At 59.8% G+C, this 16,328-nt stretch carries 17 protein-coding genes; all 17 read right to left on the reverse strand.

What is annotated here, in order from left to right; translation table 11 throughout:
• Positions 1 to 4: 4 nt before the first annotated feature.
• Positions 5 to 1,168, reverse strand: a complete 1,164-nt coding sequence (locus tag ACLV8F_RS03105) for an N-acetyl sugar amidotransferase (RefSeq protein ID WP_411882780.1) — start codon at positions 1,166 to 1,168, stop codon at positions 5 to 7.
• Positions 1,165 to 2,241, reverse strand: coding sequence for a nucleotidyltransferase family protein (locus tag ACLV8F_RS03110; RefSeq protein ID WP_411882781.1), 1,077 nt, complete (start codon positions 2,239 to 2,241; stop codon positions 1,165 to 1,167). Before ACLV8F_RS03110 ends, ACLV8F_RS03105 begins: the two co-directional genes overlap by 4 nt.
• Positions 2,238 to 3,416, reverse strand: a complete 1,179-nt coding sequence (gene neuC, locus ACLV8F_RS03115; RefSeq protein WP_411882782.1) for a UDP-N-acetylglucosamine 2-epimerase — start codon at positions 3,414 to 3,416, stop codon at positions 2,238 to 2,240. Before neuC ends, ACLV8F_RS03110 begins: the two co-directional genes overlap by 4 nt.
• Positions 3,413 to 4,405, reverse strand: a complete 993-nt coding sequence (gene neuB / locus ACLV8F_RS03120) for an N-acetylneuraminate synthase (protein WP_411882783.1) — start codon at positions 4,403 to 4,405, stop codon at positions 3,413 to 3,415. Before neuB ends, neuC begins: the two co-directional genes overlap by 4 nt.
• Before the next feature lie 14 nt (positions 4,406 to 4,419).
• Positions 4,420 to 5,037 (reverse strand): acetyltransferase, encoded by a 618-nt coding sequence (locus ACLV8F_RS03125; protein ID WP_411882784.1) that lies wholly within the window; start codon positions 5,035 to 5,037, stop codon positions 4,420 to 4,422.
• Positions 5,034 to 6,200, reverse strand: a complete 1,167-nt coding sequence (locus ACLV8F_RS03130; RefSeq protein ID WP_411882785.1) for a LegC family aminotransferase — start codon at positions 6,198 to 6,200, stop codon at positions 5,034 to 5,036. The genes ACLV8F_RS03125 and ACLV8F_RS03130 overlap by 4 nt, the downstream gene beginning before the upstream one ends.
• Before the next feature lie 14 nt (positions 6,201 to 6,214).
• Entirely contained in the window at positions 6,215 to 7,213 is a 999-nt protein-coding gene (locus ACLV8F_RS03135; protein WP_411882786.1) for an NAD-dependent 4,6-dehydratase LegB, read from the reverse strand.
• Positions 7,214 to 7,223: 10 nt separating this feature from the next.
• Positions 7,224 to 8,165, reverse strand: a complete 942-nt coding sequence (locus ACLV8F_RS03140) for a hypothetical protein (protein ID WP_411882787.1) — start codon at positions 8,163 to 8,165, stop codon at positions 7,224 to 7,226.
• Between the two features lie 70 nt (positions 8,166 to 8,235).
• Positions 8,236 to 8,883, reverse strand: coding sequence for a class I SAM-dependent methyltransferase (locus ACLV8F_RS03145; RefSeq protein WP_411882788.1), 648 nt, complete (start codon positions 8,881 to 8,883; stop codon positions 8,236 to 8,238).
• Between the two features lie 60 nt (positions 8,884 to 8,943).
• Positions 8,944 to 9,618, reverse strand: a complete 675-nt coding sequence (locus tag ACLV8F_RS03150) for an acyltransferase (protein WP_411882789.1) — start codon at positions 9,616 to 9,618, stop codon at positions 8,944 to 8,946.
• Positions 9,618 to 11,069, reverse strand: a complete 1,452-nt coding sequence (locus ACLV8F_RS03155; protein WP_411882790.1) for a hypothetical protein — start codon at positions 11,067 to 11,069, stop codon at positions 9,618 to 9,620. The genes ACLV8F_RS03150 and ACLV8F_RS03155 overlap by 1 nt, the downstream gene beginning before the upstream one ends.
• Positions 11,070 to 11,117: 48 nt before the next feature.
• Positions 11,118 to 11,873 (reverse strand): hypothetical protein, encoded by a 756-nt coding sequence (locus ACLV8F_RS03160; protein ID WP_411882791.1) that lies wholly within the window; start codon positions 11,871 to 11,873, stop codon positions 11,118 to 11,120.
• Entirely contained in the window at positions 11,870 to 12,409 is a 540-nt protein-coding gene (locus ACLV8F_RS03165; protein ID WP_411882792.1) for a GNAT family N-acetyltransferase, read from the reverse strand. Before ACLV8F_RS03165 ends, ACLV8F_RS03160 begins: the two co-directional genes overlap by 4 nt.
• 1 nt (position 12,410) lies before the next feature.
• Positions 12,411 to 13,718 (reverse strand): DegT/DnrJ/EryC1/StrS family aminotransferase, encoded by a 1,308-nt coding sequence (locus tag ACLV8F_RS03170; protein ID WP_411882793.1) that lies wholly within the window; start codon positions 13,716 to 13,718, stop codon positions 12,411 to 12,413.
• Positions 13,715 to 14,686, reverse strand: coding sequence for a Gfo/Idh/MocA family protein (locus ACLV8F_RS03175; RefSeq protein ID WP_411882794.1), 972 nt, complete (start codon positions 14,684 to 14,686; stop codon positions 13,715 to 13,717). The genes ACLV8F_RS03170 and ACLV8F_RS03175 overlap by 4 nt, the downstream gene beginning before the upstream one ends.
• Positions 14,679 to 15,584, reverse strand: a complete 906-nt coding sequence (locus ACLV8F_RS03180) for a hypothetical protein (RefSeq protein ID WP_411882795.1) — start codon at positions 15,582 to 15,584, stop codon at positions 14,679 to 14,681. The genes ACLV8F_RS03175 and ACLV8F_RS03180 overlap by 8 nt, the downstream gene beginning before the upstream one ends.
• On the reverse strand, positions 15,584 to 16,318 hold the full coding sequence (locus ACLV8F_RS03185) for a cytidylyltransferase domain-containing protein (protein ID WP_411882796.1): 735 nt from the start codon (positions 16,316 to 16,318) through the stop codon (positions 15,584 to 15,586). The genes ACLV8F_RS03180 and ACLV8F_RS03185 overlap by 1 nt, the downstream gene beginning before the upstream one ends.
• Positions 16,319 to 16,328: the final 10 nt, after the last annotated feature.

Genomic DNA, 16,328 nt, shown 5'->3' on the forward strand with positions numbered 1-16,328 from the left:
GCACTTATTCAGCACCTTCGTGCCAAACCGCATGGCGCAGCTTCCACTCACCATCCTGTTGATGCCAGATGTGATCCGAGCGCCAGCTGTCGATGACCTCGTGCACTTCAGCATCGGTAATCGAACAAAACTCCAGAAATTCCTTGTAATACTTCCTCGGAAACTCGTGGTCATAGCGCTTGACCAACGCGACGCCCTCTTCCCGCGTGATCTTCCCGTCACGAATCTCATGGGCCGCATCGGAGGTGGTGCGGCCAATACCAAACTTGATGTACGACAGGTAGTAGTGAAATCCGTCAATCTGGTCATCCAGGCTTGCGTACTTCGAGTACGTACCCTCCGAACGTTCTGTGTTGGGTGTAAACCCAGTATGTTCCCTGCAGTAGTAGTAGTTCTCCTGCGGATCCCAGAATTTGTAATAGCCCAGAAAATGTATTTCGGTCTTGTTCTTCTTGGTGTCCTCATAGCTGGGCGCCATGAAGGGATACAAATCCGCCAAGGAGACGCCATGCTCCGCCCAGAATTCCGGCGGCAAGCCCGAGAAGTAATGCTTGTCGTGATCCTGGATGTCGCGCGTCGGCCGGAAGGCGTTCTTCATGTCGCCGCCGTACTCGATCTCACCATTCTCGCCATACATGATGAGCTGGATGTTGTGTTTGACCGCCATGTGCAGCGGGAAATTGGTTTGCCCGTAGATGAACGGCTGAAACGGGTCACCCAGATGCTTGAACGACAAGTGCGTGAGCTTCTTGGTTACCTGGGGGTTCGGCGTGCCCAGGATATGGTTAAACCCGGAGGCAATGAATGCATCAAGATTCTGGCGCCCGATGGCGGTTGCCTTTAACGGCGCCCATGTCACCGCCAATGGATTCATGCCGTATTTGAACTTCAACTGGTGAGCCACAAAGCTGCCGTCCTTGCCGCCGCTGCATGGCACAACGACATCGTATTCGCCATTGCTCTTGCGATACCGGTCACACAGCTCAACCAGTTCCTTCTCACGCTGCGCCCAATCGATCTGCGTGCGTTTGTACTCGGCGTAATTGCAAGCGGAACAGACGCCATGTTCATCGAAGGTGATGCGCGGACGCTGGTTGGAAACCGTGCATTTCTTGCAGAACCTGATTTCGGGCGGCAAATTGTATTGCTTGATTAAATCTCTCTTCATGGCTTCAACTCTTTCACCAAACTATTGCTAATGGAATCTGCTGCAAACTTCAAATCGTCGGGCCTACCCACATCCAGCCACGGCTCGTGCATCGGGTAGGCCACCGTGCGCATGGTTTTACCCTGCAGACGTTCGAATAATGTGGGCATGTCGCATGGCACCTCAGGCACAAGACAGTCGAGGGCTTCAGGCATGAGGGCATACACGCCCGCATTGATGTGGCTGCGCGCAACCGGTTTTTCCTCGAAGCCGACGATGTCGATGCCGTTCGTCTGCACAACGCCAAACGGATGCTGCCATTCATGCAGCCTCACAGCCATGGTCGCCGCTGCCGAATAGCGGTTGTGAAAATCGAGCAGTTCGCCGTAGCGGATGTCGGTGATCACGTCGCCGTTGGTCACCACAAAGGGCGCATCGGGCCGCGGGTTGAGCAGGCCGAGCGCGCCGGCCGTGCCCAACGGCGCAGGCTCGCGCAGGTAATCGATGGTCACGCCGAGTTCTTCACCGTTGCCGAAATAGTCCTCGATCATGTGGCCCAGGTAATGGATGGCCAGGACGAAATGGTTGAAGCCTTCCGACTTGGCCCGCTCGATGATGTGTTCCAGCATGGGCTTGCCGGCCACCGGCACCAAGGGCTTGGGACAGTTTTCCGTATGCGGCATCAGGCGCGTTCCCTTGCCCCCTGCCATGATCACCATCAGGTTGGAACGCGCGGCCGGAGTTGTGACCTCATCCCAGAGATGCAGCCCGACTACACGTTGATCGTCGTCGACGATGGGAATCTGCTGGATCTTGTTGGCCGTCATCAGTTGCAAAACAGTGTCCCGCCCCAAGCCCGGAGGCACGACCAGGGCGTTGCGATGGACAATCTCCGACAAGGGGCTGCTCATATCCAGCCCCCTGAGCAGGCCGCGGCGGATATCGCCATCAGAGATCGTGCCTTCCAGCCGTCCGCTCTCGTTGACGATCAGCACGATCTTGATCGCGACCTCGTCGAGATTCAGGATCGCCTGCTGGATATTCGCACTGAGGGGCAGGATGCCTTGGCGCCAGAGTTCAATGGAGGCGCTCATGGTGGTCCTGCCGCTTCAATGCCGGGTAAGTCATGGAATGTTTTCTTGAGGGAACCCGAAAAATCGTGATTCTCCAGGGTATGCAGGATTTTCTGGCTGGCGCCGCCATCTCCATAGGGACTCACTACCTGCCCCAGACTTGCCTGAAAATTTGCGGAATAAGCTTCCGCCAGCGCCGCCTTGATGCCTTCCCGGTCCGGCGCGCAATCGATCACGCTCTGCGCCTTGAGGCGGCCTTTCTGGCGGTCGCCGATATTGATGGTCGCCTTCCTGAAGCTGGGGACTTCCGCGAGCCCGCTCGAGGAATTGCCGACCACGGCATCGACATGGGCGATGGCCGACAGGTAACGCAGCTGCCCGAGCGAGGCATAGACCTTCGCATTCGGCCTGCCGGCGGCGTAGGCCTCCAACTGCCGGCTCAAGGCCCGCCCTTCCGTATCGGCATTGGGCATGGTGAAGATGAGGTGAGTGTCTTGCAAGGTATCCAGCGCGGCCAGCAGTTCGTCCATCTGCCCGGCCGCCGCGCCCGGCTCCAGCGTCGCCGGGTGGAAGGTGACGAGCAGGTTTTTCGGGCCCAGCTTGAAATCCAGCGCCACCTCCAGCGCCCCGCGATCGAGGAGATCCAGCTTGAGCATATTGTCGATGCCCAGGCCACCCACCAGGAAGACGCGAGCGGGATCCTCGCCCAATTGAATGACGCGGCGGCGGTACGCTTCGGCCGCGACGAAATGCAGGTAAGCCATCTTGGTGATGGAGTGGCGCAAGGCCTCGTCGAAAGCGCCTTCGGTCGTCTCTCCGCCATGCAGGTGCGCGACCGGAATGCGTGCAATCGTCGCCGCGGCGGCGGCGGAAAATATCTCGTACCGGTCGCCCAGCACCAACACCATATCGGGGCGAAGTTCGGCGAATGCATCGGCAAAACCGATCATCGCCACACCCATGGATTTGGTCACACCGGATGGCGTATCCGAACTGAGCAGCATTTCGACCTTGCGATCGATGACGAAACCATCCGCCTCGATATCGCGATACGTGAGGCCGAACTCCGGCGACAGGTGCGCACCGGTGGCGATCACCTGCAGCGCGAGCTTCGGCGACTGCCGGATGCCTTCCATGAGCCAGCGCAGCAGGCCATATTCGGCCCGGGTGCCGGTGACGACGCAAATCGTTTTCACAGTGAAATCAACTCGTCGGCGGCAAAGTCGCGTGATGCCATGCGACCGATGACCTCATCCCAGCGCATCGGCGATATGCCCGTGCCAGGGCGCTTGGCGGTGATGTTTTCGGCCGTGAACTTTTCGCCCGCGCGGATCGGCGCATTGGCGACCAGGGACTTTCTGGCAATCGGCTTGTTCTTGGTTTCGCTGGGGCTGGCACGCTTGACGCCGTCACCCATGGCGGCTTCGATATTGCGGATAGCCCTCACCATCGCCTTGAGTTCATCAGGCTCCAGGCTCGCGCCGTGATCGGGGCCGGGCAGGCTGCGATCCAGGGTGAAATGTTTTTCGATCACAGAAGCGCCCAGGGCAACCGCGGCAATCGCGACCTCGATGCCCTGCGTATGGTCGGAGTAGCCGACGGCGACGTCGAACGCCTTGCCGATGTTCTGCATGGCACGCAGGTTCACGTCGGACATGGGCGTGGGATATTCGGTATTGCAGTGGAGCACGGTCACCTGGTCGCGAGTGACGCCGGCGGCCTCGAACACGGCCAGCGCGCCTTCGATCTCGCCCAGCGAGGCCATGCCCGTAGAAAGGATCAAGGGCTTGCCCAGCCCGCCCGCATGGCGCAGATAGGGCAGGTTGGTGATTTCGCCGGAAGGGATCTTGATCCGGTCAAGCCCCAGTCCGACCAGAAAATCCAGGCTCTGGACATCGAAGCCGGTGCTGAAGAAGGCGATGCCGTGCTGGCGGCAATGTTCGACCAGCACTGCGTGCATTTCGGCGCTCAGCTCGAGGCGGCTCAGCATGGCGTGCTGCGACTCGGACGCGCTGGTGGATTGGGCCTGGTATTCGGCTTTGCCGGCGGTGCCGGTGGCGAGACGATCGGCAGAAAAGGTCTGGAACTTGACCATGTCGGCGCCCGCCTCGGCCGCAACCTCGATGAGACGCTTGGCCATGGCGATATCGCCGTTATGGTTTACCCCGGCTTCGGCAATAATCAACGTGCGAGCACTCTTCATCGCGTACCCCGAAAGACAGTACCTTCGGTCAAGTTTTTCGCCACTATGGCGCCTGCGCCGACGACGCAACGGCTGGCGATCCGCACGCCGTGGTGGACGACCGCACCGCTGCCAATAAACGAGCCCGTTTCGATATGCACATCCCCGTTCAGCCTGGCGCCAGTGGAGATATGGCAATGCGCTGCCACGACCGAATCGTGCTCAACCAAGGCCTGGGAATTGATGATGCAGTTTGCGCCAACCTTGGCGCGGGCATTGATTATCGCACCATGCATGACGATCGTACCCGGCAGCACCACGGCATGGCGCGAAACATGTGCGAGCGGCGAGACGATAGTGGGGAAATCAGCGCCCAGGGCTTGCAATTTTTCAAACAGGGCGATTCGGGTATCCGGGCTTTTGACTTGCCCCACCGTGACCAGCGCCGACGGGTATTTCTTGAGCAGGTCCGGCAAGTCGTCATCTCTTCCCAACCAGGGATAGCCCAGGCGGGCCGCCGCATCCGTTTCGTTGAAGTCGACGATGCCGGCAACCGTGTATTGGCCCTGGCTCTCGATCACATCGATGCAGGAGCGGCAGTGGCCGCCGCCGCCGATGAGCAGCAGGGGCTTCACGCCAAACCCGCGCTGCTGGGAATGTTGATCAGGCGACGCTCGAGTGACTCGGCGATGGGTAGAGGCGCGCGCGGGGCATCGAGATAGGGGGTCAGGCGATGCAGCAAGGTCCAGACCGGCCGCGTCATCAGCCCGGCATCGTTGGTTGCTTTCAGTACCTCGTCGCGCTGCCCGGCGACATCCTCGCTCAGCAGGATGGCCTGCAGCCAGTAATTGCTTTCGCAGCCGGCGGGCTCGGCCACCAGGCTGATCTCGGGCGTCGCCGCGAAGGCGGCCAGGTACCTGGCATAGAGACGGCGCTTCGACTGCAGAAATCCGGGCAATTGCTCCAGCTGGGCGCAGCCGAGGGCGGCATTGATGTTCGGCATGCGGTAATTGTAGCCAACCTCGTCGTGCTCAAACGCCCAGCTATGGGGGCGTTTCGCGGTAGTGGTCACATGCTTCGCACGACGCGCCAGGGCCGTGTCGTTGGTCAGGATGGCGCCGCCGCCGCCGGTGGTGATGGTCTTGTTGCCGTTGAAGCTCAGGGTTCCAACCAAGCCGCTGGTTCCGGTATGGCGACCCTGGTAGTAACTGCCCAGCGACTCGGCGGCATCCTCGACCAGTGCAAGGCCGAACTCACCGGCCACCGCCAGCAGGCCGGCCAGGTCGCACGGGTGCCCCAAGGTATGCATGGGCAGCAGGGCACGGATCGGGCGCCCGGTCTGCTTGTTCACGCAGACGCCCCCGCGCTGTTCACTGCAATGCTTGAGCCACTCGCGAAGGGCTGCCGGGTCGAGACCGAGGGTCTCCATGTTGCTGTCCACGAAGTGTGGCGTGGCGCCGCAATAGCGCACGGCATTAGCCGTCGCGATGAAAGTCAGCGCGGGGATCAGCACCTCGTCGCCGGGCACGACCCCAGCCAGCAGCAACGCGACATGCAAGGCGGCGGTGCCGTTGACAACGGCGACGGCGTGTTTCGCGCCGGTGAACTTGGCCAGGTCCGCCTCGAAACGGTCGACATAGGCGCCGACGGATGAGACAAAGGTAGAGTCCAGGCAGTCCTTGAGATAGGTCCACTCCTGGCCGCCGAAACGGGGCTCGTGCAAGGCGACCGGGCCCGCGCCGCACACCTGCGTGAGGGCCTGCACTACCTGCGCGGGGATATCGTGTGGTGTCTGCATTTTGGTGGGAATGATCAGATGTTGTAAATGTCGGCCTTGTAACCGCGTAGGTTCTCGGGGCGCAGAAACCATGCCGCCGTTTCGGCGAGCCCGCGCTTGAGTCCGTCGCGGCCGCCATAGGCCGGCGCCCATCCGAACAATTCCAGCGCCTTGGTGTTGTCAGCCCACAGCCGCTCGACTTCGGAATTGGCGGGACGCAGGCGGTTCTCATCCGTGACGATCTCCACCTCCGCGTTCATCGCCTCCGCGATCAGCCGGGCCGTGTCGCCGATCGACACTTCGAAGTTGCTGCCGAAATTGACGACTTCGCCTATGCCGCGATCGGACTCCAGGGCAGCGATGAAACCGTTCACCGTGTCCTGTACGAAATTGAAGTCGCGGGTCGGGGATACAGCGCCCAGACTGATCTGCTTCTTGCCGTTGGCGATCTGCGCAATGATGGTTGGGATCACCGCGCGCGCGGACTGGCGCGGACCATAGGTATTGAATGGACGGGCGATGACGACAGGCAATCCGAACGAGGCGTAGAAAGAATACGCCATCTGGTCGGCGGCGATCTTGCTCGCCGAGTAAGGAGACTGCCCCTGCAGCGGGTGCGCTTCGGTGATCGGGACAAAGCGCGCGGTGCCATAGACCTCGCTGGTCGAGGTATGGACCAGCCGCTTGATGCCCAGCTCGCGCGCCGCCTGCAGGACGTTCAAGGTGCCCTTGATGTTGGTGTCGACATAGGTGTCGGGCGAGTGATAGGAATACGGGATGGCGATGAGGGCGGCCAGGTGCAGCACCGCGTCACAGCCCTGCATCGCGGTCTTGACGCCATGCGGGTCGCGGATATCGCCGGAAAAAACCTCGAACTGCCCCTTCATCTCGGCCGGGCACTGGTCCAGCCAGCCCCACGAGTTGAAGGAGTTGTAATGGACGAAGGCGCGGACCTTGTAGCCCAGTTGCACCAGGCGCTCCACAAGATGGGAGCCGATAAAGCCGTCGGCGCCGGTAACCAGAACTGCATTCATTGTCAGGCTCTCATAACAGTTTTCCAAACTCCACCAGGGAGCGGACATAGTTGATTTTGTTGCCGGGGAAGGCCTCTTCGAAATGCTGGACGCACAAGCGTTTGTCGTCCGGCGACATGTCGTCGAACATATGGACCAGGCTGACTGCGCGCTCATTGAAACCCAGCAGCGCCGACGATGAAACCCCGACGGCGAGATGATAGTCCTTGTCCATCAATTCGACGGGCAACAAGGGGTCAATGACAACCGCGCCGTCGACCTGCAAATTCAGGCGATAAACCGGGTTGGGGTGATCCTTGACGTGGCACACGTAGCCTCGGCCATGGGCGGCGTCAATCAGGGATCGGAACAGTGTAGATTGGCTTGCATCGGAAACAAAACTTTTCCCTGCAACAAAAAGGATTTTATTGGTTTTCTGGCCGCTGCACGAATAACACCTGGACACCACCTCCCGCGAAAAACCCACGTCCTTGCTCGTTATCGAGCTGGGGTAGCCGCGGATCGACATCACGTATTCACTCTCGTTGTCGCCCACCGCCGGCGAACGATAGAACCTGAAGCGGTCGACGACACCCAGCAAGCCGAGCAGCCGGTACAGCCTGGTTCTCGGGAACGCCGCTGGCTCGATTTCCTGGAAGCCCGACATGGTCACCTGCGGAAAGTAGTAGCCACGCGGCTTGATGACCGTCAGCAGCAGGTCGAGTATGGGCAGGCAGCATTCGTGAAAAAAAACGACCTGCGTACCGCTTGCGCGCGCCTTCAACAGGACCAACAGGAAATAGAGCGATTGCAGTACCAGGCCGGAAGGGACACGGACGATCCCGACTTGCGGATTCTTTTTCGTGAAGCTCTGATAGGACAGCTCGTGCGCCTTGCTCAGCACATAGATCTTTTTGACCTTCAAAGTATCCATCTGCGCCGCGATGAAGCCGACGGGCAGCGTGGATGCCACGATGCAGATGGATTGATTTTCTATGTGCATGAATTGGGTAGATCGACGTTTCGCATCGCGCTTGGCGTGCTCAGGCCTGCGCCTTGATCGCCTTCATGTTCAGACTGATGGGGAACTCTCCCTTGGGGGTCTGGAAACCTGTTTCCGACCAGTCACCGAGGTGCGCGCCGAACTCTTCCAGGGTACTCCATTCCGTCGCATGTTCGAACCCGCATGACGCCAGCAGGCCGGCCAGCGCCGCGTGGTTGAACACCGACTTGTGAAAGTTGTGCTCGTAGTCCTGCCCGCCCATCAAGGCGAACTTGATCAGTTCGAGGTTGTTGCCGTTGGCTTGGTAGACGGTCACCAGGCGGTCGAAGTCGGGCACGGACAGCCGCAGCACGCCGCCGACTTTCAGCTTCTTGCGGAAATTGCGGAGAATCTCGCCGATTTCCTCGAACGAAAAATGCTCGAGCACATGGCACATGTAGATCTCGCTGATGGCGCCATCCGCAAACTCGTTGAGGGCGAACCCTTCCGACCTCAAATGGATATGCGGCGCCTGGCGCGCATCGATGCTGACCCAACCCTGGATATTGATGGGCCCCGCACCCAGATGTATCTTCAAGCCGCCATCTCCGCTCTTCGGATAGACGGGGCGCTGACCGCCGTAACGCGCCTGTTGCTTACGGTCACCGATCGATTTGATTTTGGCGCGGACTCTGGAAATTAAATTCACTTTGGTGATCCAATCAATGCATGTTGAGTGCGACGTGCCTGGCGACAACCAGGCCGGTACTCAGGTCTCGGCAAGCCGGGACCCGATGATCCTGGCAGGCACTCCGCCCAGGATCGAGTAGTCGGGGAAGCTTTTCGTCACCACGGCGTTGGCCCCGACGACGGTACCCCTGCCCAGGCTGACGCCGGGAAGAATCACCGAATTCGCTCCCAGCCACGAGTCGGCGCCGATGGTAATGGGGTCGCACGGACGGTAATCCGGAGACCTCATGAATGCCGCATCGTTTTCACGTATGGTGCCGCCGCCGCGTATCTGATGCGTACCGCTCAGAACCGTGACGTTGTTGGCAAACAGGCAGTCTTCGCCAATGGCGACCTCGCCGGACACAAGGCAGTCGGAAAAAAATGATGTCCGGCTGCCGATTTTCACCGTCCCGCCGCTCGTGGAGATCATGCTTCTGGGGCCGATCGACACACCATCCCCGATCTCGATCACGCCGTTTTCACCTGCGCCAAGTTCCGCCGAGTTGGCCACGGCGCATTGATCGCCCATGATCAATACGCTATTGCTCAAAGCGAGCGCACCGCGAAAAACCGTGTTGATCCCGAAGCGGCACCTGGCGATCGACGGAAAGTCCGACCTTATCTTTCCACGCATCAAGCCGTGCGCGAGGCGAAACCATACAGACCCGGTTTCGGCCAACAACCTTCTTCTTATTTTTGCAAGGTAACTCATCACTGTGCCGCGACGTGGTTGTCCAGCTGTCTCATCAATTCGCCGAACTCGCCCAAAAACTCGGCCTTGTCCGTCGCCGAACCCGATGAAACGCCGGTGCCTATGCCCGGGTAGTTGTTGATCGTCTTCATAGACAGGGCCCGGTCAAACCACTCCACGCCTTCCATCGGCTCGAACTGCCAGCGCTGCCGGTCGTAAAAGACGCCGTCTTCGCCGAAAGTCCCGGCAAGATCGTAAATTCCCGGCGCCCCCCTGAACCAGGGGAGCCCCGCACAACAGGTGGCGAGTCCGACCATGCTGCGTTCTATCCCGATGGAGCCCGTCACCGTGATCGGAAACAGCTTCCGGCTCCGGGCCTCGCTCAATTTGTAGGTCGGCGGCACGAAGACGCAACCCAGGGCCGCAAGCTGCCTGAAATACTCGATTGACCGGCACAGCCCCACCCTGGAGAAACCAACGATACCGGAATAGTAAATCCAGCTGCCGGGATGCTCCTTGTACAGGATTTTCCCACGATAGCCCAGTTTCCGGATGGCAATGACCACATCCAGATGGGTCGGATAGTCGCCCCCCTCCGGAAAGGTCGAGGCCTCCGGTTGATAGTGGGCGTACAGGATGGGCAGCGCCCCTTCCACTTCGATCAGGCGGTCGACCGCAGCCTCGTCCAGCATGCCCGAGAGGTAGTAGTCGAGCGCGCGCTTCTGGTGCTGGACGATTCTCAGTATTGACAAGGCATCGTAGTCTTTGCGCTCATCGATCGGATGCCGGACGACGCCGGCATGTCTTCTCAAGATCACTTTCGCGATGGCCTTGGCGCCGAAAATCGCGACACGTGCAAGCGCATAACCGTAGCTTGTCGCCGTCCTGTCGATCTTTTCGTTCAGCTGCGGTGGCTTGGCGGCAAGATGGTTGTCCCGGTAGGCTATCACCTCGTCCCGAACCTGCTTGTCCGAAACCTTCAGCGCCAGAATGCTCCGGTCCCGGATCGAAGCGTGTTGCACCACAGGCAGCAAACGGCTCGGCGATGCGCAAAAAGGCATCGGATATAGATAGATCTGCTGCGCCCCTGCAATCTGGCAAGCGGCCTCGATCAGGGAATACTCAATGTGATGGGCGACCCCCGTGAAGAAGACCACGGACTTCACCCCGAGCGCTCGCATCTCCTGCGCAAGGCAGACGACGAACAACAGGCAGGAGTGCTGAAAATCCTCGTATCTGTCGGCTTGTCCCATCCACCGGAACCACAACGGCATGGTCCAGTGGATTTTGGCTTTTATGTCATCGATGTCCAGGTCGGCGGGAATCGCGTCGGGATAGGCGATGGCCACGGTCAGGCGCGTATCCTCCGCCCAATAGGCGATCGACTTTTCCGCATAGATGGCGTATTTGTTATTGCCCCTGTATTCATTCGACAAGAATGCATAGGGTTCTATAAGCAGGATTTCGCTCATGTCATGACCGTTGCGGACTGCATTTTCGGAGCGCGATGTCACGCCGTTTCAATCCGGCCCCGCAAGCAGGGCAATCGAACTTTGCCCAATGTTGGTGTAAGCGGGAAAGAAGGCGATGCTGAAGATATCCCGATACCGGCCTTCAGCCGGAATACCCGCGCGATGCGGCGTCGAACCGGTTGAAAAAAGCAGCGTGTCGCCGCGCTTGCCCGTGAGCTTGCGCGCGATCAGGTTTAAATCCTTGTTGTTTCTATCCATGACCGATGGCAGGAGCTTATGCTCGTCCGGGTTGGCGACGAACTCGAATGGGCCGTCGTCGACCGACACATCGCTCACCAGCACGAAGAGCTGGACATTCCTGAAATCGACCACCTTGTCGTAGTGCCAGTTCTGGCTGAACAGTTCGGTGTTGCGATACGCCTCCGGAATCGCGTAGTTGCGCCACACCAGCCCGTCGTTGACGAGGTATCCATCGCCGAGGAACATCCTCAGCACGCTGTCGTAATTCCTGATCGCCTGTTTGATAGAGGGCGGCAGGCCGGCCCAGTCGACGGTGTGGTACCTGCTGTAATAGCGCCCGTCCGGCGCTTTATTGCCCCGGTCTATTGCCTTGCTCTCATCCAGGCCAAAGTCGCTCTCCAGTTCGATATGGCCGGAGACAGACAGCGTGAAGAACCGCTTCGAGAATATCGAACCGGCATGCCGAATCCGGAAATAGACTTCCGGAATCCGCTGCCTTAACCACGAATAGATAGACTTCAAAACCTTCATGCGTCCCTCTTCCTCAACCATCAGCGCGCTCAATCGGCCGCCTGCGCATATTTGCCGTAGAAATGCAGGTCCTGGGGCTCGCCGTCCAGCAGCTCGTGCCTCGGGCGCACTGCCTCGCAGTGCATGCCCGACCGCTCCATTACCCTGATCATCGCCTTGTTGCTGCCCATCGCGCCCGCCGCCACCTTGCGGATCCGGCGCTCATCGATGAACCAGCTCACCAGCGTATTCCAGGCATCCTGGCCGGTGCCCTGCCCCCGGGCCGATTTGCGCCCTATCATGATGCCGATATCGGCAACCCCGTGCTGCGGGGAGACATACGCCGTCATGGTGCCGATGGCGAGGTCCTCACCTTGCGTTCTCACGCTCAGGAACAGATTGGGCGTATTCAGGAAGCTTTCCCGGTATGCACGGCACGATGATTCCGTGTGCACGATGAATCGCTGATTGCTGTATCTCACGGTCTCGGGATCGTTCAGCCACGCGACGTACTCGGGCGTAATGTCCGATTGCTCGAAGGGACGCAGCAACACCTTGCGTCCCGACAGACTGACGAAACCGTCGATCAACTCAATGGCCCCTGTCGGTGGGGAGTGCGGACCTGAGTGCATCCAGATTGGCCCAGACCTTCCTGAATGCCCGCACCATCGCCTCCACTTCCGGATCCGTAAGCTGGTGCAGGCACATTTCGAAGCCGAGGTAAGTCGTGTCGTGCAGCGCCTCCGCAACGGGGCAGATGCCCTTCGCATAGCTCACGTCACGGCGGCAGATATCGGACGACCACGGAAAGCCCGACGAGCCGTAGGCGATCTTTTGCTGGTACATGGGCAGCAGATGCACGTTTGCGTAGCCGCCCCCCAGCCCTACCAGCCCCTCGGCCTCCAGCGCCTCAATGATGCGCGCACGCGACACGCCGAGTTGCGCCACGTCCAGAAGCATGGGGTAGCCGTAATAAACATGCGTGCAGTCGGGCTGGACAACCGGTGTCCGCAGCCCGGCCAGGCCCGCCAGGCCCGCGGCCAGCCCTGCGGCGGCATGCTGCCGGCTGGCGACAAAACCTTTGAGCTTCTTGAGTTGCTCGATGCCGATGGCGCACTCGATTTCACCGAGGCGAAAATTGTAGCCAAGCATGTTGCGCAGATCGGTCACGCCCTTGTCGGCGACGACTGCCTCGGCATGGTTGCGGATCAATTGCAGCTTTTCGGCAATCGCATCGTCATTCGTGACCAGGATGCCGCCTTCGCCGGTATGGATGTGCTTGTGGTAGTTCAGGCTATAACTGCCCACATGCGCCAACGTACCCGCCAGCTTGCCCTTGTAGAGGGCGCCAGGCGCTTGCGCAGTGTCCGAGATGACCTTCAACCCATGGTTCTCGGCAATTGCCATCAGCGCATCCATATCCGCCGAGTGGCCAAAGATATCGACCGCCATGATGGCTTTTGTATAGGGGGTGATGTTGGCCTCTACCGACGCGGGATCGAGGCAGAAGGTCACCGGGTCGATATCGGCAAAAACGGGGATGGCATTCCAGTGCAGGATTGCGGTGGCGCTCGCGCACATCGTCCAGGGCGGCACAATCACTTCGTCGCCCGGCTCGATACCGACCGCGCCGATTGCGGCGATGAGGCCGGAAGTCGCGGAATTGACCGTGATGGCGTGTTTCACGCCGAAATACTCGGCGCATTGCTTTTCGAATTCCCGGACCTTGGGGCCGCCGAAAAAGTCAGGCTCCCAGCACCCCAGGAATTGAGACAGATTGCCACTCTCGACCACGCGGCGGGCCGCTTCGACCTCTTCCTTGCCGAGCGAGTTGTATCGTTGGAAGGGTTCGGTGATTGCCTTGGGCCCGCCGAACAGCGCCAGTTTTTCTGTGCTCATGATTTTCTCTGTTTAATGATCAATTCGATTGCTTCAAGCGTCTTCAAGGCCTGTAGCCCGGTGCATAGCGCGGTGGCCTTGCCGGCAAAATAGTCGCGGATCTGGTCGTAAACGTGCCATTGGTAGATCGCCATGCCATTGGCAATCTCTTCCCGTTCGCCACCCAGGATTTTATAGCCCTTGAAGCGCGGGTCGGAATACACTGCCTGCCACTCGATTAGCTCGCCGCCCCGCTCATACCTCAGGCGCCCGGAATGGCTCAGCAATTCCACGCCGTAATAGGAAAAGGCTTCCTCCCAGGCCGCGCGGAAAACCACGGCACCGCGCTCGAAACGGACTTCCACGTCGGGCTCAGGGTCGTGATCATCCCAAAGGCGGCCGGAATCTATGACCGTGGTACTTGTTATATCGCCCAGCCAGAATTCGAGCAGATTGAGAAAGTGCGAGCCGTTGTTCAGTATTCCTTTCGAATACCAGGCATTTCCCTTGACCGGAGTGCTGATCTCACCGCTTTCGATCCGCCGCTTGATCTCGATCACGCCAGGGTCGGTCCTGCGAATGTAGTTCACGAAGAGGCCAATTCCGGCGTCTTCGCATATCCGCACCATGGCCCGGGCCTCCTCCAATTGGTATGCCAGGGGTTTCTCACACACTATCAGTTTGGGCCGGCAGGTCCTGACGACTTCGGCGAGGATGGCGCCATGGGATGCGGAAGACGTCGCGATCACCACCACATCCGGCTGTAGCAGCCGCAGTGCGGACTCGACAGAATCAAAAGCGGGCACGGCATAGTGTTGCTCAAAGCGGGCGCGCTGCTCGGGCGACACATCCACACCGCCCACAAGATGAAATGCGGGATGCGCAACAATCGCGCGGGCATGCGTGTAAACGGCGGCGTCGGCCGGAAGGTCGAGGTCGTATCCCACCCCGATCTGGCCGAGACCGATGATGACGCAAGACTCAGACATGGTACGCGGCCCCTGCGGCCAGCCTTTGCATATGCTCGATCCCGCCCTGGGGTAACTGGCAAGGCCGGCCAGCCGGGGGAATGGTGCTGATCACGCGTTTCCCGGCCAACAGGCCGACCACCATCGCCATCGATTCACAGCCGACGACGATGTCGGACTCGATGGTCTCCTCAAGCAAGGTCCGCTGCCCGCCGAATTTGATCGGCAGCGCCGTGAAATCGCGAGCCCAATGGTATTTATCCGCCTGCTCCGATGGATGGGGACGAATGTGGATGGCATCGATCTTCTGCCCCAGCCGATCGATGTTCTCCAGGAAGAAGCGCAGCGCGTCGTGTTCGGTATAGCCCCAGTGGCGCTCATCGCCATATTGCGCGAGGGCATGATCGGCAACAGGTTCGCAGACATACAAGACACTCGTCGCCGATGGAGAGGATCTACCGGCGCTCATCGAGGCGATCTGCGCCAGCAAATCCTCGACATACGGATTCGCCTGCAACACGACTGGAATTTCCGGGAAGAGGGGACGGGCAATGCGCTCCGCATCTTCGTCGCCAACCCATATCTCGTCGGGCAACACGCTTTGTCCGGCCTCCTGGAAACGTTCACGATAGTTGCCCCAGTGATCCAGGAAAGCCACCGTTTTCTTTCCCCTTGCCCGGCCAAGCACAATCGCTTCGCGCTCAAAACTGCTCTGCCAGCCGGTGCCACACAGCACCCAGGTGCATTTGTCCAGTGCCTCATCCAGGCTCAGGTATTCGGCCTCGGGACATTTCCGCCTGAATATCGCCGCAGCAGGCCCGGCAACGACAACGCTGGAACTGCAACGCGCGCGATTCAGCCAGCTGCTCAGGATTTCGGCGCCTCCCGCATCATGGCCGACGACTGCAACGTGTTCCATCAAGTATTGCCCTTGCGCGCGACGTCCTTGTTGATCTCGGCAAACTCGGGGAATTGGCGCAGAAAGCGTACCGCATCGAGGCAGGAGAACAAGGGATTGTGCGCATCGAAATGTTCGATGATTTTCTTGAGTAGCTCGTAATCGCTGCGCTCGTCGAGCGTGAGGCCCAGCTCGGGCCAGTGAGTCTCGGGCGGCGCGACCAGATGCAGTTGTGTAAACATTTCCGGGTGATTCCGGATATGCAGCGTCACATGTTCATGATCGAGCGGATCGTCTGTCATCTGCGCTGACCGCTTGAGTGTATCCAACGTGAACACCTGGGTATCCATGCCGTCGGGATAGCTTCGCACATGGGCATTGCTCACATAGTCCGCGTGATGGGCCTTGAACATCCGGATGGTCTGCTCGATGAGTTCGGGGTCGATGATCGGGCAATCCCCCGTGATCTCGACCACCACATCGGCACCGGCCGAGTCGGCGGCATCGATGACGCGCTGCATCACGTCCTGCTCGTCCCCCCGAAATACGGAGATGCCGAGACGCCCGGCGAGTTCAACCAGCGGCGCGTCGGCGGCATTGACCGTCGTTGCCAGGACGATCGCATCGATCGAAGGCACGGCCTTCAATCTGCGCACCAGATGCTCAAGCATGGGCGCACCCGCGGCAGTCAGCAGCGGTTTGCCCGGCAGTCGGCTGGAGGTCATGCGTGCTTCAATGGTTGCAACGATTCTCATGCGGATTCTT

Origin of the sequence: Polaromonas sp. YR568 (assembly GCF_943369675.1) — a bacterium.
In the GTDB taxonomy this organism is placed as follows: Bacteria; Pseudomonadota; Gammaproteobacteria; order Burkholderiales; family Burkholderiaceae_C; genus Polaromonas.